The 18939-nt window shown below is 50.5% G+C and carries 17 protein-coding genes; 4 read left to right on the forward strand and 13 right to left on the reverse strand.

All coding sequences use genetic code 11. From position 1 onward, the window contains the following. Positions 1-46: 46 nt before the first annotated feature. From OLM33_03715 to yqeC, 12 genes are all read right to left on the reverse strand, one after another. Positions 47-1768, reverse strand: coding sequence for a dihydroxy-acid dehydratase (locus tag OLM33_03715; protein MCW1712779.1), 1722 nt, complete (start codon positions 1766-1768; stop codon positions 47-49). Then, entirely contained in the window at positions 1746-3131 is a 1386-nt protein-coding gene (locus OLM33_03720; GenBank protein MCW1712780.1) for a UDP-glucose/GDP-mannose dehydrogenase family protein, read from the reverse strand. Before OLM33_03720 ends, OLM33_03715 begins: the two co-directional genes overlap by 23 nt. A gap of 15 nt (positions 3132-3146) precedes the next feature. Beyond that, positions 3147-3518 carry an SMR family transporter gene (locus tag OLM33_03725; protein MCW1712781.1) on the reverse strand — a complete coding sequence of 124 codons (372 nt, stop codon included), beginning with the start codon at positions 3516-3518 and terminating at the stop codon, positions 3147-3149. Between the two features lie 2 nt (positions 3519-3520). Beyond that, complete coding sequence (locus tag OLM33_03730) at positions 3521-4405, reverse strand: polysaccharide deacetylase family protein (GenBank protein MCW1712782.1); 885 nt, start codon at positions 4403-4405, stop codon at positions 3521-3523. After that, a complete protein-coding gene (locus OLM33_03735; GenBank protein MCW1712783.1) occupies positions 4402-5430 on the reverse strand; it encodes a bifunctional UDP-4-keto-pentose/UDP-xylose synthase in 1029 nt (342 codons plus the stop codon). Before OLM33_03735 ends, OLM33_03730 begins: the two co-directional genes overlap by 4 nt. A gap of 4 nt (positions 5431-5434) precedes the next feature. Beyond that, entirely contained in the window at positions 5435-6319 is an 885-nt protein-coding gene (locus OLM33_03740; GenBank protein ID MCW1712784.1) for a formyltransferase, read from the reverse strand. After that, positions 6303-7241: a glycosyltransferase gene (locus OLM33_03745; GenBank protein ID MCW1712785.1), complete on the reverse strand. Its 939-nt coding sequence runs from the start codon at positions 7239-7241 to the stop codon at positions 6303-6305. Before OLM33_03745 ends, OLM33_03740 begins: the two co-directional genes overlap by 17 nt. Before the next feature lie 3 nt (positions 7242-7244). Further along, entirely contained in the window at positions 7245-8414 is a 1170-nt protein-coding gene (locus OLM33_03750; protein ID MCW1712786.1) for a DegT/DnrJ/EryC1/StrS family aminotransferase, read from the reverse strand. Between the two features lie 3 nt (positions 8415-8417). Then, positions 8418-10079: a glycosyltransferase family 39 protein gene (locus OLM33_03755; GenBank protein ID MCW1712787.1), complete on the reverse strand. Its 1662-nt coding sequence runs from the start codon at positions 10077-10079 to the stop codon at positions 8418-8420. A gap of 222 nt (positions 10080-10301) precedes the next feature. Next, positions 10302-11678 carry a purine/pyrimidine permease gene (locus OLM33_03760; protein MCW1712788.1) on the reverse strand — a complete coding sequence of 459 codons (1377 nt, stop codon included), beginning with the start codon at positions 11676-11678 and terminating at the stop codon, positions 10302-10304. Between the two features lie 103 nt (positions 11679-11781). Beyond that, positions 11782-12360 carry a nucleotidyltransferase family protein gene (locus tag OLM33_03765; protein ID MCW1712789.1) on the reverse strand — a complete coding sequence of 193 codons (579 nt, stop codon included), beginning with the start codon at positions 12358-12360 and terminating at the stop codon, positions 11782-11784. Next, positions 12357-13148 carry a selenium cofactor biosynthesis protein YqeC gene (gene yqeC, locus OLM33_03770; GenBank protein ID MCW1712790.1) on the reverse strand — a complete coding sequence of 264 codons (792 nt, stop codon included), beginning with the start codon at positions 13146-13148 and terminating at the stop codon, positions 12357-12359. The genes OLM33_03765 and yqeC overlap by 4 nt, the downstream gene beginning before the upstream one ends. 524 nt (positions 13149-13672) lie before the next feature. On the opposite strand from yqeC, the gene OLM33_03775 reads away from it, so the two are divergent. Genes OLM33_03775 through OLM33_03790 form a run of 4 tightly spaced genes read left to right on the forward strand, consistent with a single transcriptional unit; the run spans position 13673 to position 16670 of the window. After that, positions 13673-14251: a hypothetical protein gene (locus tag OLM33_03775; GenBank protein ID MCW1712791.1), complete on the forward strand. Its 579-nt coding sequence runs from the start codon at positions 13673-13675 to the stop codon at positions 14249-14251. A 9-nt stretch (positions 14252-14260) separates the two neighbouring features. Further along, entirely contained in the window at positions 14261-15100 is an 840-nt protein-coding gene (locus tag OLM33_03780) for an energy-coupling factor ABC transporter ATP-binding protein (protein ID MCW1712792.1), read from the forward strand. Beyond that, positions 15097-15903 (forward strand): energy-coupling factor ABC transporter ATP-binding protein, encoded by an 807-nt coding sequence (locus OLM33_03785; GenBank protein MCW1712793.1) that lies wholly within the window; start codon positions 15097-15099, stop codon positions 15901-15903. The genes OLM33_03780 and OLM33_03785 overlap by 4 nt, the downstream gene beginning before the upstream one ends. Then, entirely contained in the window at positions 15903-16670 is a 768-nt protein-coding gene (locus OLM33_03790; protein MCW1712794.1) for an energy-coupling factor transporter transmembrane protein EcfT, read from the forward strand. The genes OLM33_03785 and OLM33_03790 overlap by 1 nt, the downstream gene beginning before the upstream one ends. Here OLM33_03790 and OLM33_03795 read toward each other — a convergent pair. Next, a complete protein-coding gene (locus OLM33_03795) occupies positions 16667-18937 on the reverse strand; it encodes a DEAD/DEAH box helicase (protein MCW1712795.1) in 2271 nt (756 codons plus the stop codon). The two genes, OLM33_03790 and OLM33_03795, sit on opposite strands and share 4 nt — an antisense overlap. Between the last annotated feature and the right edge of the window lie 2 nt (positions 18938-18939).

Consider the following 18939-nt stretch of genomic DNA (forward strand, 5'->3'; position numbering starts at 1 on the left):
AAGATGCTTGAGCTTTAGAATAAATAGAAAAAAGGTGACAGGGCATTTACCCTGTCACCTGACCTTCTGTTTCGACCGTATCGTCTATTATCGCGCCGAGATGGGCCTGCAAGGCCGTTTTGGCGTAAATGCCAAGGATCCCCTTTGATTTTTTGAGGGGGAGCTTCCAGTTCAAAAGCCTCTCTTTTATCGTCTCCTCAGGAAGCAGCAGATCTATTCTCCGTCCGGGGATGTCGACCCTGATCATGTCTTCATCCTCCACTACTGCTATGATGCCGCCTGCCGCGGCTTCAGGCGAAATGTGCCCTACAGCCGCGCCCTCGGTGAAACCTGAGAAGCGTCCGTCGGTAAGGACAAAAACGTCCTGGCCCATTCCGATGCCTACAAGGGCGTCCGTAGTCATCATCATCTCCCTCATCCCGGGTGCTCCTCTTGGTCCTTCGTAACGTATGACAACTACGTCTCCCTTTTTGATCCTGCCTGAGACGACAGCGGAATGAGCTTCCTCATCTGAGTGGAATACCCTTGCCGGGCCTTCAAATACCCTGATCGCCTCAGATATAGTTGTGGTCCTGCATATCGCGCCGTTCGGGGAAAGGTTGCCTTTGATGACAGCTATGCCTCCGTTTGCGAAGACCGGTTCTTTTGCCGTCGTGAGCACAGCGTGGTCAGATGACCTCCTCAGCTCGCAGATATCTCCGACAGAGTGTCCTGATACGGTGAGGGCCTCCCTGTTAAGGAAGTCTTTCATCTCGCCCATTACAGCGGGTACGCCGCCTGCGTTGTAAAGGTCGATCACGGTCGCTTTACCGGTAGGGATCACTCGGCTGATCACGGGGACAGTCTCAGAGAGCTTGTCAAAATCATCCAGAGTAAGTTCAACTCCTACTTCCCTCGCTATGCTGAGGAGATGGAGCACCGCATTGGTGGAGCCGGCCAGCGCCATGGTCAGGATGACTCCGTTGAGGAGCGCCTCCCTTGTGAGAATGTCTTTCGGCTTGATGTTTTCCTTTACCAGCTCGACTATCCGTCTTCCCGTCTGGGTTGCGTATCTCTCTTTTTCCGCTGATACAGCAGGAACTGTCGAGGACCCGGGAAGTGCCATGCCAAGGCCTTCGGCCAGTATCTGCATCGTGTTGGCCGTACCCATGAGGGAGCATGCACCCGGTCCGGGGCATACGTGGTCTTCCAGGTATTTGATCTTTTCGCGTGCTTCGTCGTTTGCGTAGTCTGCTCCGAAAACAAGCTGGTCCAGCTCGCTCATAACTACGCTGCGCCCCTCGCTTTTGCAGACTTCCTGCGGGCCTCCTGTGAGCATTATGCAGGGAACGTCGGACCTTATGCCTCCGATGAGTACGCCCGGTATTATGCTGTCGCATGAGGCCAGCAGAACAAGGCCGTCAAGGAGCTGCACCCCCGTCATTATCTCTACCGATGAAGCGATGACGTCCCTTATCACCAGTTCATACCTGAAGTGGGGCATCCCGATCGGCACCGCGCCGCATGTTGCTATCGTGCCGAATTCAAAGGGCGTCCCTCCGGCCTGGAGGATCCCTGCCCTGACACGGTTTGCCAGCCTGTCAAGATGTACATGCCCGAGGCCCGCGTCGTTGGCAGTGTTTACTATTCCTATCAGCGGTTTGCTAAGGTCTCCGTCATCGTAGCCGCAGCCCTTGTAGATGGCCCTTCGTGAAGAAGATCCCTTGCCTGAAAAGAGTCCGAGTTCTTTTGAACGGTATGTCATCTCATCTCTGTCCTTTTTTGTCATTTATATTTTTTGTGCAGCCGCGCTGGTCAAACTGCATCTGGGGCCTGCAGTTCCTTCCTATGCAGTAATACTCAAAGCCCTTGCCCTTCATTTCTGCCGGGGCATAGAGGTTCCTGCCGTCGAATACGATCCTGCACTTCATCAATGGCGCAAGGTTGTCCCAGTCGAGGGACCTGAACTCCGGCCACTCGGTCACCAGAACTGCCGCGTCCACGCCGTCGACCAGAGTTTCGATGCCGTCGGCAAACGTTACATCCTTGGGGAGCAGCATGCCTGCCTGTTCCATGGCTATGGGGTCATATGCCCTCACTGATGCTCCGCAGTCTATGAGGCCTCTGATCAGAGAGATCGAGGGAGCCTCTCTCATGTCGTCGGTATGGGGCTTGAAGGCAAGGCCCATAACTGCGATGGTAAGGCCTTCCATATCGCTGCCGAACCTTTCCCTTATCATCAGCTGAAGCAGCTCTTTCTGCTTGCGGTTTACTTTGTCTATTGCCGAAACCATTGTCATATCAAGTCCCTGTCCCTCTCCAATGTGGCAAAGGGCCTGTACGTCTTTAGGGAAGCATGAGCCACCGTAGCCGCAGCCGGCGTTCAGAAAAAAGCTTCCTATGCGCCTGTCCGAGGCTATGCCCTCCTTTACAGAGAGGACGTCCGCCCCAACTTTGTCGCAGAGCTGAGCGATCTCGTTCATGAAGCTGATCCTTGAGGCCAGCATCGCGTTTGCCGCGTATTTAGTTATCTCTGCCGAAGAGGGGTCCATAAGGAACAAACGGTCTTCAGTAACAAATGGCGCATATAGTTCGCGCATTATCGAACGGGCTTCTTCAGAGACTGCTCCCACAACTACCCTGTCAGGGTGTAGGCAGTCTTCAATTGCCATCCCTTCCTTTAGGAATTCGGGGTTTGAAAGGACTTCGAGGTTTATCTTCTCAAGCCCTCTTTCATGCATGTGGGCTCTTATGCGCTTCCAGAGGAGTGTGCCTGTGCCTACCGGCACTGTTGACTTGACAACTATGAAGCATGAATGGTCAATGCACGAGCCTATACTGTCCAGTGCGTTGAGTACCTGTGCAAGGTCAGCGCTTCCGTCGCTTGAGGGTGGTGTCCCGACAGCAATGAAGCAGAGCTGGGCGTTTTCAAGCCCTTCTTTGATGTCTGTTGAAAAGGTCAGTCTGCCTTCATTCATGTTTTTCTTCACAAGATCTCCAAGTCCGGGCTCGTATATGGGTATTATTCCTCGCTTGAGGTCTTCGATCCTTTTTTTGTCGATGTCGACGCAGCAGACATCATTGCCCTTTTCAGCAAAGCAGGTCCCCGTTACGAGACCCACATAGCCGGTGCCAACAAAACAGATCCTCATATCAAAAGATCCCCCTCAACTTTTTATCGTAAGCATCGTAATACCCAGGAGGATAGCTCCGATGCCCATTATCCTCAGCACTGTGATTTTTTCTTTAAAAATGAAGAAGCCGACGAACAGCAGGATGATATAAACAAGTCCGGACATCATTGGGTATGCAAGAGTAAGATCAGTCCTGGAGAGCGCCGCAGCCATAAAAAAGAACGATACCCCGAACATCCCGAGCCCGATGATTATCCAGGGGTTGAGAAGGATCTTGAGTATGCCTGTGATAAGTCCGGAAGAGACAATAGAGGTGTCGCCTCCGTAGGCGTGCTTCATGACAGTGCTGCCCAGAGCATTTGTCATTGCTGAGGCAATAAGGAGCAAAAGGCTTATCCTGTCCATATTTATTTCTCCTCCTGTAGTGCGAGAGTACCCGCCCGTCCGGTCATAGTGCCTATCCTGATGTTTTCTTCCATAGGGGCCGAGTCTCTTGCGTAGTCCGCCAAAGTATGGAATACTGCCCCGTTTTCCTTTGCCTTGACAATAAATTTCTCAAAGACACCTATTTTTGAAAGCCCTTCCATCTCAGCGTGTACAGTGAGAACGTTCCACTCTTTGTCCATGCCTTTAAGCCACACATCCCCTATGGAATCGTCGTCTATACCGGGAAGTCCCAGTATCTCGTCCATCGTTGGAAGTGTAGTGGGGATCTGTACAGGTGAATATGTCCTTCCCCTGAATACAGGGATGAAGGGAGAGTGCCCCCTCGTGTCGCTGCAGTATTCAAGTCCTGCTTCCTCCTGTACTTCAAGGCTGACGGGGGATATCTGCCATCCCGGCGCTGCACAGGAAAGGGGTTTTTTGCCTGAGAGTCGTTCAAACATCTCAGAGGATCTTTCAAAAAGCGAAAGGAATTCGCTTTTGCCGATCCCCGGCAGCTCATCCTGTACATAGACGTGATCCCAGGCGTGTACACCGCAGTCATGTCCCTCATCAGAGGCACGGACAAAGATATCAGGTGCGGAAGGGACTATCATCGGCGCAGGAAGGAGAGTCCCGTACATCAGCGTCTTGATCCCGTAGGTGGAAGGAGCTTTTGTCCTCATCATTTTGGAAACAAAGCCCTTTCGGAATATCCTTCTGATCGCTTTTCCTGAATTGTCCGGCCCGAATGAGAAAAATATCGATGCCCTTATACCATGTTTTTTAAAGAGGTCAAGCATCTGAGGGACACCTTCCCGGTATCCCCGCAAAGTATCTATGTCGACTTTGATCGCGAGCTTTTTCAATCCAGGTTTTCTCTGTCCGCGTACCAGCTGATCGTTCGGTTCAGAAGCTCACGCATTCCGGTCCGCGGTTTCCATCCAAGGAGGGTCTCCATTTTTTCCACTGATGGGAGTCGGTTCTGCATGTCGTCATATGTCTTTCCGTAATAGGCATCCGCTGATATGATCTCAAGCTCTGCCTTTTCAGCTTTTTCACGGTAGACCGGGAATTTTTTCATCTCGTTGATAAGCATCTCGGCAAGCTCCCTGATCGAGTAGTTGTTGTCCGGGTTGCCAATGTTGAATATCTGGCCTTCCGCCTTGTTGTCCTTATTCTCAATTATCGCGGCAAGTCCCTCGATCCCGTCGCCTACCCAGGTAAAGCTCCTTCTCTGTTCGCCTCCGTTGACAAGAGAGATCTTTCCGCTGTTAAGGACGTTGTATATCATCTGTGTTACGGAACGTGCCTTATTTTCGCTTGCGTCCCTGAACGTATCAAGTCGGGGGCCGACCCAGTTGAAAGGCCTGAAGAGGGTGAAACTGAGTCCTTCCTCCTGCCCGTATGCGAATATGAGCCTGTCCATCATCTGCTTGCTGCAGCTGTATATCCATCTCATTTTGTTTATCGGGCCTGTGATCAGGGGACTTTCGTCCTCTTTAAGGCTGCTGTCTCCGCTCATTCCGTAGACTTCTGAAGTGGAGGGAAAAATTATTCTTTTTTTATATTTTGAACATAGCCTTACCATTTTCAGGTTCTGCTCAAAATCAAGTTCGAATGTCCAGATCGGTTTCTGCAGATAATAGGCAGGTTTTGCAATGCCGGCCAGCGGCAATACTATATCTGACGATCCCACCTGCTCTTCGAGCCATTTTCCGTCTTTGAAGATGTCTCCTGCTGTGAATTTGAAATTTGGATGATCCATGAAAGGTCCTAGGTTGTCAGACCTGAGGTCAAAGCCCTGGACTTCCCATTTGCCGTCCCTGCAGAGGGCTTCAAGCAGATGAGTTCCGATGAAGCCGTTTATTCCGGTAATAAGTATTTTTTTCATATTTTTAAGCATCCCTTTCAGGTCCGCCCTCAGGCTGTATCCTAAGCACCCTCAGCAATCCGCTGCCGGTGCCTACAAGCATCGGCGACTCTGATTTTATTTTTCCCGGCTCAAATATGCCCTCGGCCGGGAGAGCTTTCCATATAAAAAACTTTTTGCCTTCCCAGTGCGTAAATGCACCCGGGAAAGGATGTGTAAGCGCTCTTACAAAGTTATATATTTCACCGGCAGATCTATTCCAGTCAATTTCTCCGTCTTCAGGCCTGCGTCTTCCGAATTTTGTCGCCTTAGACTCATCCTGAGGGTATCTTTTTGCAGTCCCTTTTTCAAGTGAGTGAAGTGAGGAGAGCAATATTTCCCGTGATGCTTCTGTAACCTTGAGAAAAACATCGTGAGCGGTGTCCTCAAAATTTATCGGGACAGACTTTTGCGCTATTATGTCTCCCCTGTCGGCAAACTCCGTCATTACGTGTAGGGTAGCCCCTGTTTCCTTTTCTCCGTTTATCACTGCCCAGTTCACGCAGGCGCGCCCCCTGTATTTAGGGAGGAGTGCGCCGTGGATATTGTAAGCCCCAAGCCTGGGTATATCCAGCACCTCTTTGGGTATCATCGCCCTGTAGTAGAATGAGAAGATCAGTTCAGGCCCTATCTGTCTCAAATGATCTGTCTCCATGCTGTCGATCTTTGAAGGAATTCGGACTTCTATGGAATTATTGAGGGCCGTCTCTTTTACCGAGCGGAACCATATCTCTTCGCCTGGATCGTCCTCGTGAGTATACACAACAACGACATTCGCATCGTCTTTTATAAGGTCATCAAGACAGGCACTTCCGACCTCGCTGTATGCAAATACCGCTATCCTGGGCCTGCTGTTATTCTCCGGCTTCATGCTCAAATATCTTCCTGACAGAGTACCTGGGTCTCCGGCTAACTTCCCGGTAGATCCTGCCCACATATTCGCCGGTTATCCCAAGGCTGAAAAGCGTTATGCCGGTCAGCATGAACTGTATTGCCATGAGTGTGAAGAGCCCTTCCGCTTCAGGTCCGATGAAGAGACGCCTGATAAGCATGTAAAGGACTAGGAGGGAAGAGAGCAGGGAGATGAGCATGCCTGCCATCGTAACGAACTGGAGCGGTACTATCGAGAAGCTTGTCATAAGGTCAAAATTGAGCCTTATGAGCTGGAAGATCCCGTACTTTGATGTGCCCATCTCGCGCTCCCTGTGCGCCACCGGTATCTCTATCGGGTTGGCTGCGAACTTCTGCCCGAGCGCCGGTATGAAGGTGGTAGACTCCCTGCTTATATTTATTATCTCAACGATCCTTCTGCTGTACCCTCTCAGCATGCAGCCATAGTCTCTGATGTTCAGTCTTGCGATCCTGTTGGTGATCCTGTTGACCATTTTGGATGCCACTTTTCTGAAGAGGGGATCCTGTCTTCCTTTCCTGTATGTTCCGACTAGGTCATGCCCCTCGTCCATTTTGGCAACTATATTGGGTATCTCTTCAGGTGGGTTCTGGAGGTCTGCGTCGAGGGTTATAACAATGTCCCCCCGCACATGCTCGAATCCTGCCATTATCGCCATGTGCTGTCCGAAGTTTCCGTTGAGGTCTATCACTCTGACTTCAGGATGTGAAACATATAGGTCGTACAGTATTCCAAGCGTCGAATCCTTGCTTCCGTCGTTTATGAAAATAATTTCGAAGGGCCTGCCCATGTCCGTCATGACAGGGTAGAGGCTCCCGAACAGCGGGTGGAGCGATTCTTCTTCGTTATAGGCAGGTATTACAATTGATATCTCAGGTTTCATATATCAGCTCTTCTTTCCGCAGACTTCGAAAATGGCCTCGACAACGTCCCTCGCGTCTTTGTCTGTCATTGCAGGGAAGAGAGGGAGCGAAACTATCCTGTCGGAGACGTACTCGGCCTCAGGCAGGCTTCCCCTGTCCAGTCCGGTCGCTTCCTTGTAACAGGTGAAAAGATGTATTGCCTGATAGTGGAGGGCCGTTCCTATATTTCTCTTTTTCATTTCAGACATGAAATCGTCCCTGGACATCTCCAGGCTGTCGATATCAATGAAGGGAGTGAAAATGTGCCAGCTGTGCTCGTGCTCCCATGGTGCAGGTTTTGGAAGGATCAGTCCTTTGGCTTTTGGAAGTTCTTCCATATAGAAAGAGACGATCTCTTTTCTTCTTGAATTGAATGACGCGAGTTCTCTCAGCTGTGAATCTCCTATAGCTGCCTGGATGTCCATCATCGTATATTTCAGACCCGGGAAGAATATGTCGTAGTTGGCACTTCCCTTTGCCGCGTACCTGTTCCAGGCCCCTTTGGACATACCGTTTTGCCTCAGGACGGCTGCTTTTTCAGCCATTTCTTCGTCTCCGGTGCAAATCATGCCGCCTTCGCCCGTAGTTATGTTTTTCGTGGGGTGAAAGCTGAATACCGATGCCCTGCGTTTTCCCCTGTCTGCACCGATCATTCTGCCCTTGTAAGATGCTCCCAGGGCATGTGCGGCGTCTTCTATCACAGCGAGGTCATATTTTTCTGCAATTGCTTCTATCCTGTCCATGTCGCACGGCATTCCCGCGAAATGTACAGGTATTATCGCCTTTGTATTTTTAGTAACTGCCTTTTCGATTCTGTCAGGGTCAATGTTCAGTGTGTTCCTGTCGATGTCTGCCAGGACGGGCTTCGCTCCCACGAACATTATCGTGTTCACTGTAGCCGCGAACGTCATCGGGGTGGTTATCACCTCGTCGCCCGGTCCTATGCCAAGGGCAAGCAAGACTGTGTGAAGTCCGGCTGTGGCTGAATTTACCGACAGGGACCACGAAGCACCGGTGTATTTTGAAAAGTTTTCTTCGAAACGGATAGTTTTGGGACCCATTGCGAGCCAGCCCGAACGTATAGACTCCACTACCTCATTTATTGCATCTTCTGCTATTGATGGTTTTGCAAAAGGGAGGAAATCGTTTCTCATTTTTTAGGGCCTCCTGTTGAAAAGAATAATATAGTCATCATGCTCGATTTTTTTTGTTTCATAGGTCTTCCCATCTTCAAAAAGACCATGGAGCCTCTCTTTTTCTATTACAAGTACAAATTCGCGCTTTTTAGACTTCCATTCAGGCAGGAACTCTTCAGCGGTGGGGAACCAGCCCTTACCTTCCGGTTTTCCTGCGCCAAACTCAAGCTCTCCCATACTGTCTATGAGCATTACGCGCTGTTTGGTATAAAAGGGTATCCCCTGGAGGATCTCGCCGTAAACAGCGATGGTCTCGTCAGGAAGCTTTTCCTTCATTATCACTTCAGAGATGCCTTTGGTGGAACGTGAATGTCCCATCATGTCGTATATGCCGTAGTGAGCAGCGATATAGACCACGGCAGAGAGACACAGAGCTGTTACAGCCTTTTCGTAGGCAGTTCTGTCTCCCTTTCTTGTTAAAAAAATTGCGAGGAGCGGTCCAATGAGCAGGCCCGCAGAAATCGCAAGAGCTACCGGCAGTGCCTCGTATTGATCAACTCTGCCTCCGACAAACGTATATACGATCAAAGCGGCGGAAAAGAGACCTCCGGAGACAATGGCGAAAATCAGCGCTTTCCCGTGCCATTTCCTGCGTTCGATCATCCTGTCGATATCAGATGCTATGAGTATAGCAAGAGGAGGGAAGCAGGGGACGATGTAGGGGATAAGTTTTGAACTTGAAAGTGAGAAAAACACAAAGATGACCGTGAACCATGACAGCATATAAATATTTGCATCCTTCATTTTTTTGTCTGAAGGAGACCTCAGAACGCTCTCTTTGCTGAAAAGGGAGAAGAAAAACCCGGTCCAGGGCATCAGACCTAAGGGGATCATCGGTATGAAAAACCAGAATGGCTCATAGCGGCTGTGTATTTTTGTCGCATAGCGCAGGAAATGTTCCCTTACAAAGAAGAAATAAAGGAAATCAGGGTTCTCACGGCTGACCATGTAAAACCAGGGGAAAGCTATTAAGAAAAAGAGCGCTATTCCGGGCAGGTAAAGTGCATCAAGGATAAGGCGCCATTTTTTTGTAAAAATGATGTACCAGAAAATTATCCCGGCCGGCAGGACTATCGCGACCAGCCCTTTTGCAAGCAATCCCAGTGCCACAGATGCGTAAAAGGCGAGGAACCACCTTTTGTCGTTTTTGATATGCCCATAATAAAAGGCAGAAAGCGCCGCAGTTAAAAAAAGCGAGAGAGGCATGTCGGTAAGCGTTATAGTCCCGATGGCAAAATATAAAAGGGAGAGTGCGGTCACTGCACCTGCTATCGCACCGGCCCTTCTGCCAAAGACTGCAGAACAGAGAAGGGCAGTTACAAGCGCTCCCAGAACTCCGCTGAGAGCAGTAGGAAAGCGGGCAGCAAACTCATTCTCGCCCAAAGCCATAAAGCTTGCGGCATTCATCCAATATAGGAGTATAGGTTTTTCAAAATATTTTACGTAGTTCAGCCTGGGAGTTACAAAATCCCCCGATTCGACCATTTCCCTGGGGATCTCGGGGTACCTTCCTTCATCCGGCTCAAGGAGTCCGTGCCATCCCAGAGGAACAAAATATACCGTTAGGATAAGAATGGCTATTCCAATGACAATGAACCTCTTTTTTTTCTGTGAAAATTCCATTAAGGCCGCAGCACCTTCCTGTTTGATTTGAATGCAGTCTTAAATAATGCCGTGTATGTGATGAACGTCGATTTTTTTTGCCAGATCTGCTTTTAAGATGGGACACCCGAATAACAATTATAGTTTAAAGAGGGGATTAATTAAATATCAGAATGCAAAATTTCGGGACCCCCGAAACATAGGGATCCCGAAATGATCTTATGTGATCTCTGCTGTCTTAACTTATTGTTTTTTGATCCCGCGCTCTTCGTCGGTCCCGGGGATGATGTTGTCGCATATTGCGGCAAGGACTCCTGCAACAGCCATCGGTGTCTTCATGATAGCCCAGATCATGCCCCCGAAGGTACTGCCGAGCGCTCCGGTGAAAAGGGCCTGGTTCGGCTCGACCCAGCCGGGCAGTCCAAGCGCCATCAGGAAGGAGAATCCTACGATAAGGACGTTCCTCTGGCTTCCCATATCCGCCCTCATGAGGTTCTGGATCCCGAGCGCACCGATCGTGCCGAAGAGGGTTATGTACGCTCCGCCTATTACAGGGGAGGGCATTGTCGCTATTAGGGCTCCCAGTTTTCCGACGAGTGAGAGGAGGATCAGGATCACAGCCCCGGCCCTTACCACGTGTCTGCTGGCGACTCCGGTGAGCCCTATCAGTCCGATGTTTTCAGTGTAGGAGGTGGTGCCGACGGACCCTAAAATTCCTGAGATGGCGCAGCCTATCCCTTCGGCGCCGATGCCTCTGTTGATCTGTTCAGGAGTCGGATCGTCTATTCCCGCCGCGAAGGAGCAGTTATGGTAGTCTCCTATCGATTCGATCATTACGCAGAAAAATCCCGCAGAGATTGCTCCGACTGCCAAGCCGGAGAACTTTGGGACTCCCCACGGCATGAAGAGTTTGTAGCGGATCCAGGGGGCCGATGCCACACTGCTTAGGTTGACGTAAGCTGGGTGACCTTCAGCGAATATCCCCGCAAGCGAAAGCGTCAGGCATATTGCGTATGCGATCGCAATTGAACCAAGTACGGCGAATATGTTGCAGTACTTGTTTTTGCTGCAGAGGCTGAAGAAGAATACAAGCGCCACGACGAGAAGGGAAATGGGCCAGAAGTTGGCCGCGTTGAACTGTATCGCTACAGGCGCAAGGGTAAAACCTATCGCCATGATCGTCGGACCTATTACCACAGGCGTTATCAGTTTTCTGACATGGCCGATCAGTTTGCTGTAACCGAGCAGCGAAAGGACCAGGCCTCCGATCAGGAGGGATCCTCCGATATACTGCATTACAATGTCGGGGCCCATTGCCTTGTATGCCCCTATTATAGTCATGATCGGCGGGATGAAGCTAAAGCTGGAGCCCTGAACTATGGGCAGTCCGGATCCAAGTTTCGGGTGGGTCTGTATGAGGGTGGCTATACCCATTGAAAAGTAAACACATCCGATAAAAGCGCCTATCTGCTGCGTTGTCATTCCCATTGCCGGTCCGAAGATCAGCGGAACAAGAGTCGTTGCCCCGAAGAGCGTAAGGACATGCTGGGCACCCGCAAGAATAAGTATTGGTGTCGGCGGACGATCCTCAACACCGTAAACTAACTGTTTTTTAGCCATGATACACCTCCAGGGGATTTAGCAGAGCAGGATCTCTGCAATCGGTTGCAAAAAACTTTCAGGGATATTATAAGCTGATTATCCCCAAAAATCCATAGATGGATCAGCTTTTATTTACTAATTTTTCATAATCGTCAGGTGTATCGATGTCACGGAAGTGACAGTCAGACGTTTCGGCAGCCATGATTTCATCTTTGTGCTCCCTGAGGATGTTCCTTCCCCCGGCGTCTCCCTGTGCGGCTTTGAATCTCTCTTTCCATATCGCACGGTAAAACATCGGGTGCCCGAAGACGCCGTTCCTGCAGGGGGTAAAGACTGTCCTGTCCTCCGGTATGCCAGAGAAGCGATCCTTAAGCTTTATCATTTCATCCTTCCCGACCAGGGGGAGATCTCCGAGCATTATGCAGAAATCCTCGCCGTCGGGCAGCATTTCAAGCGCAATAGAAAGGGAACTTGACTGTCCTCTTTCGGGTGCAGGGTTTACAGCAGCACGGATGCCATCTCCCAAATCTCCCAGGACATCATGAACTTCACTGGAAAAAACCGCGATGATCTCTGAGAAACCTGCTCCCCGCATATTTTCGAGTACTGTCTCTATCACAGTGCTATCACCGAAGGGGAGAAGAAGCTTCTGGACCCCCATCCTTTTTGATAGTCCGGCAGCAAGAAGTATCGCCTTCATCTTTTCAGTTTCCTCGCCTTATAGATGGCATCCATTTTAAGCGATCCCATTACCAGATAGTCGTAACCCTTAAGCAAAAGTGGAATTTTTTCATATATATTGTCAATTGCTTCGTCAGTGAACAGGTCGCACTTATTGATGAAGAGGATCCTCATTGCTGCTTCAGGAGAGTTCTTGAGATATTCTTCCCTGTTTGAGAGCAGCGCAGCACAGTTGGCCAAGGATATCATTTCGCCTGCCTGAAGAGAAAACTTTTCCTTGATGATGTCAAAGCGGAAGGCATTGGCAGGAGAGAGGGGAGATGTGAAGATGTCCGCGCCTGCAACAATAAAGTGGCAGTCCGTAACAGCCGGAACAGGGGGTTCCCACGCCTCATACGCCTTCAGGGAGAGGCCTCTGGAACCGTCAGCCTCGACTATGATCCTGCCGACCGGGCACCCTGATGCGATTTCCGCAATTTCTTCCGGATCGTATCCGTTAAGCTTCTCTCCTACCTTCCCCTTGGCCGCTGTCACCATGGATGCCGAGGGTCCGATACCGGACAGAGTTCTGATGAGGTCCTCGGTCCCCGCAGTCATTGCGAAGAGAGATCCATCCTTTTGGGGAGGAAATATCTTAGTCGTAGTGGTAAGAATAGTGAAGGTATCCTTTGAGGAGTGCCGTCCCAGTGCGAACATAAGGGATGTCTTGCCCCCTCCGCCGGTGATCGATATAACTTTGTATTTCGCAAGACCGAGGCTTTCAAAAATCACTGCAGCCGCGTTCTCTCCGTTCGATGGTGCTTCCAAAATCACCACTTCCTTTGCATGGGTAAAATCATAGCAGAGAAAGTCCGGATGTGAAGGATCATTTGTCAGAAATATTATTTTTGAGTTATTTTTTTAAATAAAGTAAGATCTTAAAAAATATCGGGACCGGGATCAGTATTGACAAATAAATGTTTTGATGGTAATTTGCACCCCAATATAACCAATATCCAAACTGATGAAGTGGAAATCAAACCGTTTCGTGCGCCTACAGAGAGCGGGGGATGATGAGAACCCTGCGGAAATGCAGATCGGCAAATGGACCACAGAGGGCGAGGCCAAAGGCTAGAGCCGAGTATCCGAGACGTACGCCGGCGTAAACGGCAGGATGTGTGACTGCACATCCGTCAGAGCGGGTCCTTTACGGACCAATTAAGGTGGTACCGCAGATGCGTTATATCTGTCCTTTGAAATTTCAAAGGGCAGATTTTTTTATACAGGGAATCATCGCGCGGAAGACAGCACAAAGCAAGAAGAGAAGAGAGAAGAGTCAGGACGAGAAAGGAATGGTGGATATGGAACAGAGAGCGGAGCTAAGAGAGCAGAGAGTTGCGGCAGCAGAGAAGAAAGAGGGTCTTTCAATATCGGATGTTATCCTTGTCGGAGTACTCCTTGCGGCAGGGGCGGTCCTCAAGTTTTTTGTGGGTTCGATGTTTTCTATGGGAATGAAACCGAACTTCATCATCGCTATGTACTGCCTTTCAATACTTATCATAAGGCCGAAATTCAAAGAAGCGGCCGTCATCGGCCTTCTGGCGGGGGCGATATGCCAGTTTTTCCCCGGAACGCCTTACCTCAATTTTATAAGTGAGCTTGTGGGCGCACTTGTGATGGCTGCCTTCATGTACATACCTACAAGACAGGGCAGATTTTCTCCGCTGCCTGTCATAAGCACGTTCATAAGCACTCTTGCCAGCGGTTTCACCTTCATTGCCGCCATGTATCTGATCTTCTATGCCGGAGCTGATGTAAAGCCAGTCCCGCTCGCGATATTCCTTGGCATAATTTTCGGCACCGCGGCTATAAATTCTGTGATCGTACAGATACTTTATGTCCCGCTGAAGCTCGCGCTGAAAAAAGGCTAGGAAGCAACAATGATAAGGATCAGGGGACTCTCCTTCAAATATAAAGGAGGCAGGGAAGAGGCACTGAAAGAGATAGACCTCACTGTCAAGAGGGGGGACTTCCTAGGGATCATCGGGAGCAGCGGCGCCGGAAAGACGACGCTGCTCCATGCGGTCAACGGTATAGTTCCCCACAACTTCCGTGGAGAGTTCTACGGTTCTGTCGAGGTGGACGGCTCAGACACCATAGAGAACAGGCCTGAGGCCCTGGCCCGGAAGGTGGGGAGCGTACGCCAGGATTTTGAAAGCCAGATGGTCTCTTCCGTGGTGGAGGACGAGATGCTGTTCGGTCTTGAAAATTTCTCTGTTCCGCGTGATGAGATCGAAAAGAGGGTCACTGATGCCCTGGACAAGACGGGCATCAGAAACCTCAGGGAGAGAAACATAGCGACCTTGAGCGGAGGGCAGAAGCAGAAAGTAGCGATAGCGGCGATCATTGCCCTTATGCCCGAAATACTTATCCTGGACGAACCGACCGGTGAGCTGGATCCGAGGAGCAGCCGTCAGATATTCCTTCTCCTTAAGGAGCTAAATGAAAAACACGGTATCACCGTCGTGGTAGTCGAGCAGAAAATAATGCTGCTGTGCGAATTTGCAGGCAGTCTTGCAGTGATGGACAGGGGAAGGATCATTCTGGAAGGACCGGTGGCAGAGGTCCTGACAAACAGCAGGGAGATGGAGAGGGCCGGAGTCAACTGCCCCAGGGTAGTGACGCTGGCCGACAGGCTGAGGGAGGAAAGGCTGTACGACGGGCCGATCCCCGTCAGTATCCCTGAGGCAGAAGCTATGGTGAGGAGCATAACGGGATGATACTTTTTGATAACGTTTCGTACTCCGCAGGCGGCATGCGGATAATCAACGGCGTATCTTTTGAGATAAAGAGGGGAGATTTTACGGCCCTGATCGGAGCCAACGGCGCCGGAAAGTCGACCCTGGCAAGGCTGTGCATCGGTCTTCTGAAGCCAGTCTCCGGCACAGTGCGGGCAGGCGGCTTTGATACAGCTTCGGTCAGGACGAGCCGTATAGCAAAATTTGCAGGATTCCTCTTCCAGGATCCGGACAGGCAGATATGCAAAAACAGTGTGCGTGATGAGATAAGGTTCAGCCTGGAGTGCGTTATGGAAGACAGAGATGAGATCGAGATGAGATGTGAGAGGGCTATAAGTGAATTTTCCCTTGACGGTGAGAGAGAGCCCTTCAGCATGAGCAGAGGGGAGCGGCAAAGGCTTGTCCTGGCCTCCATTCTGGCTGCGGAACCGGAACTGCTTATCCTTGACGAACCCACCACGGGCCTCGACTACAGGGAGTGCATGCATATAATGGACTGCATAAGCGAGATCAACAGAAAGGGAGCGACCGTGCTGATGATATCCCACGATATGGAGATAGTTCAGGATTTTGCAAAAGATGTAATGGTGCTGAACGACGGTGTGCTGCTGGCACACGGCAGTACGAAGGAGATCATAAGGGAGAGGGAACTCCTTGCACGGGCCTCACTCCTTCCTCCTCAGATAACCGACCTTGCCCTCGTTCTTGGTGAGGGATATGAGAGCGCGGTCACAGTCGAGGATATGGTATCGGCTGTCAGGGAAAAGAGCGGGAATCCAAGGTAATGGGCGGCTTTCTCGACTACTCACCGGGAGATTCCTTCCTTCACAGGCTCAATCCGCTTGCCAAGCTTTTTTTATCACTGATGCTCTGTGTCTCATGCTTCGTGACGGACAGTCTTTATTTTTGCCTCTTCATCATCCTTCTTGACCTGGCAATGGCGGCTTCGGCCGGAATATCAGGCAGAGCTCTCGCTATGCTGAAAGCCCTGATGAAGCTGAGTGCACTCCTCTTCCTTATCCAGGTATTTTTTATAAGAGAGGGAAACATCATCCTTTCACTCCCTCTGAATATCCGGGTCACTGACAAGGGAGTCCTTTTTTCGCTGATGATGGTGCTCAGGCTGATCGGAGCTACTATGCCCCTTGCCCTGATGCTATCCATTACTAAGATGAACGATCTGTCAAACGTTCTTGTCGGGACGTTAGGAATACCCTACAAGTATGCCTTCTCGCTGACTACCGCGATAAGGTTCATTCCCGTATTCACTGCCGCAATGTCAGGGATAATGGAAGCTCAGACAGCTCGGGGAGTATCTTTCGATACAAGAAACATATTCAAAAAGATAAGGCTGATCTTCCCGCTTTGCGTGCCACTGCTCGTGACATCGGTGAGGAAGATCGAGGGCGCGGCAATATCGGCCGAACTTCGCGGCTTCAACCTCCGAACGAGGAAGAGCGGATACAAAAACTATCCGATCAGTGTGGCTGACATTGGAATTTTCCTGTTCTCCGTCACTGTTGCGGCCCTTGGCGCCTTCATTCCTTTTTAATATTCAAGAAGATCATCAAGCAGTTCTTTTGCCATATCCTTTGCCCTCACGCCATTCGTGCCGTGCCCGATACAGGAGGGACACCCCTCCCTGCACCTGCATGAGTCGAGTCGGTCTCTGCAGGCCCTTAGGATCAGTCTGACGGAGCCGTAGGCTCCTTCCGCAAGCCCTACACCTCCGGGAAACGCATCCGAGAGAAATATGGCGGGCTCTCCGAGGCTGAGTTCGCTGACGGAGGTGTTTACATAAATGTCGCTGCTGTCGCACATCAGGAAAAGGGGAGCCAGGTTTTTTAGGAGGTTTGCCACACCTTCCATCGCAGTCTGAAGGCCGGGCCTTGATATAGCCTCAGCGGGCATTTTTATCCAAAGCGAAGTGGTCTCCATGCTTTCATCGGGGAACTCTGCCTTTCCGTGTCCCATGACTTTTCGGGTCCCGATGTCAATGATTTTGTAGATGCCTGACAGGACCGTTACCCTGGTATCACCCCAGGCAAACAGGCCGGATGATTCGGTCTGTTCGGCTATAACGGTTCTTACGAAGAGTTTCGCCTCCGTATATGTGTTCGTGCATGATCTTCTGACGAAACATTTCATATCGCCGTGGTCGACCTTTTCAACAGAATAACTCGTTCCGTTGTGAAAATATACGGCTCCCGGAAAGATCATTGACGCTGCCGAGTGCCTGTCCACCGTCCCGATCATCCGCGGTCTGTGCGGAGGATCTGTCTCGATGATGTCATATTTTTCTCCAGAGGCGCTCCTTATTGAAAAGGATGAGGCAGGGTACAGGTCTGAATTCCATGAGTAGATCCTGCATCCATGGTCTTCGTATGCGTCTATTGCCCCGTTCCTGAACAGGAATTCCAGGATGGCTGAGATGTTTTCTCCTCCGAAGGCCTCATCCTCCCTGAAAGGCAGTTCGTATATTGAACATTTGATATGTTCAAGCCTGATATACGGATTTGTCGGGTCTATCCTCGCCCTCTCGGGGGATGCTCCGAGGAGCCATTCCGGCCTCTCTGCGAGAAACCGGTCTGCGGGAAGGGCTGACGGGATTATGACTGCAGCTGAGACGCTGTTCCGTCTTCCTGCCCTGCCTATCTGCTGCCAGACGGAGGCTATGCTCCCCGGAAATCCGTGTATAAGGACAAGGTCGAGGGAGCCTATGTCTATGCCCAGTTCCAGCGCGTTAGTGCTTACCACGGCTTTGAGTTTTCCGTTCCGGAGATCCCTTTCCGTCTCTCTTCTTTCAGCAGGAAGGTACCCTGATCTGTATCCTCTTACTGAATCGGGATTTTTGCCGTCTGCATACAGCTGCCTTTTCAGGCTTTCTACCAGAAGTTCCGCATTTATCCTGGACCTGGTGAACAGTATTGAACTGATCCCGCACGATATAGCCCTGTAGGCCAGCCTTCCTGACTCATAGAGCGAAGATCTTCTTATCTCCCGTCTTTTGTCGGTAATCCCAGGGTCGTATATGATCAGTTCCTTTTGAGCAGAGGGCGCACCGTTTTGGTCAATAAGCACGGCGGCCCTTCCAGTAAGCAGCGCGGCATGTTCTGCCGGATTGGCTATCGTTGCGGAACAGCATATGAAGACAGGGTCTGACCCATAATGGCGGCAAATACGGAGCAGCCGGACGAAGAGGTTTGCAAGATGGGAACCAAGCACGCCTCTGTATGTGTGAAGTTCGTCGACAACTATGAAGTTAAGTTCCCTGAAAAATTCGGCCCAGGACTGATGGTGCGGCAATATTGCCGTATTGAGCATATCTGGGTTTGTTATTACTATGTTCGCATAATTTTTTATTTCTTTTCTCTTGGAAGGGGGAGTGTCTCCGTCATAGGTGAAGGACTTTATATCGACAGTCAGTCCGCTGCACAGTTCTCTGAGTTCGGTAAGCTGGTCTTGGGCGAGGGCCTTTGTCGGGAAAAGATAGAGCGCCCTTCCTGAGTGGTCTTTAAGGATGGAGTCAACTACCGGGATGTCATAGCAGAAGGTCTTTCCTGATGCCGTGGGGGTGACCACAACGATGTCCCTCCCCGAGGATGCCAGTCTGAATGCGCTGCTCTGATGCGACCACAGTTTTTTTATGCCTCTTTTGTTCAGTATCTCCACGATCTCGGGATCCAGATCTCCGAATCCGCCATAACTCGGCTCCCTGGGTTTTATGGTGTGGGCTGACCTGATGTCACCATCCTGTCTTCTGAGCCATCTTAAAAAACCTTCGACACCGTCTCTTTTTCCGCTGAAAAAAAATCGCATCA

Source organism: Synergistaceae bacterium DZ-S4 (assembly GCA_025943965.1).
GTDB classification, from domain to species: domain Bacteria; phylum Synergistota; class Synergistia; order Synergistales; family Synergistaceae; genus Caenicola; species Caenicola nitritireducens.

Excerpts from the sequence above, each read along its gene's own strand:
- OLM33_03780 (MCW1712792.1), top strand. The coding sequence starts at position 14,261 with ATGATAAGGATCAGGGGACTCTCCTTCAAATATAAAGGAGGCAGGGAA.
- OLM33_03725 (MCW1712781.1), bottom strand. The coding sequence starts at position 3,518 with ATGGACAGGATAAGCCTTTTGCTCCTTATTGCCTCAGCAATGACAAAT.
- OLM33_03750 (MCW1712786.1), bottom strand. The coding sequence starts at position 8,414 with ATGAGAAACGATTTCCTCCCTTTTGCAAAACCATCAATAGCAGAAGAT.
- OLM33_03740 (MCW1712784.1), bottom strand. The coding sequence starts at position 6,319 with ATGAAGCCGGAGAATAACAGCAGGCCCAGGATAGCGGTATTTGCATAC.
- OLM33_03715 (MCW1712779.1), bottom strand. The coding sequence starts at position 1,768 with ATGACAAAAAAGGACAGAGATGAGATGACATACCGTTCAAAAGAACTC.
- OLM33_03785 (MCW1712793.1), top strand. The coding sequence starts at position 15,097 with ATGATACTTTTTGATAACGTTTCGTACTCCGCAGGCGGCATGCGGATA.
- OLM33_03790 (MCW1712794.1), top strand. The coding sequence starts at position 15,903 with ATGGGCGGCTTTCTCGACTACTCACCGGGAGATTCCTTCCTTCACAGG.
- OLM33_03735 (MCW1712783.1), bottom strand. The coding sequence starts at position 5,430 with ATGAAAAAAATACTTATTACCGGAATAAACGGCTTCATCGGAACTCAT.
- OLM33_03745 (MCW1712785.1), bottom strand. The coding sequence starts at position 7,241 with ATGAAACCTGAGATATCAATTGTAATACCTGCCTATAACGAAGAAGAA.
- OLM33_03760 (MCW1712788.1), bottom strand. The coding sequence starts at position 11,678 with ATGGCTAAAAAACAGTTAGTTTACGGTGTTGAGGATCGTCCGCCGACA.
- OLM33_03755 (MCW1712787.1), bottom strand. The coding sequence starts at position 10,079 with ATGGAATTTTCACAGAAAAAAAAGAGGTTCATTGTCATTGGAATAGCC.
- OLM33_03765 (MCW1712789.1), bottom strand. The coding sequence starts at position 12,360 with ATGAAGGCGATACTTCTTGCTGCCGGACTATCAAAAAGGATGGGGGTC.
- OLM33_03720 (MCW1712780.1), bottom strand. The coding sequence starts at position 3,131 with ATGAGGATCTGTTTTGTTGGCACCGGCTATGTGGGTCTCGTAACGGGG.
- OLM33_03795 (MCW1712795.1), bottom strand. The coding sequence starts at position 18,937 with ATGCGATTTTTTTTCAGCGGAAAAAGAGACGGTGTCGAAGGTTTTTTA.
- OLM33_03775 (MCW1712791.1), top strand. The coding sequence starts at position 13,673 with ATGGTGGATATGGAACAGAGAGCGGAGCTAAGAGAGCAGAGAGTTGCG.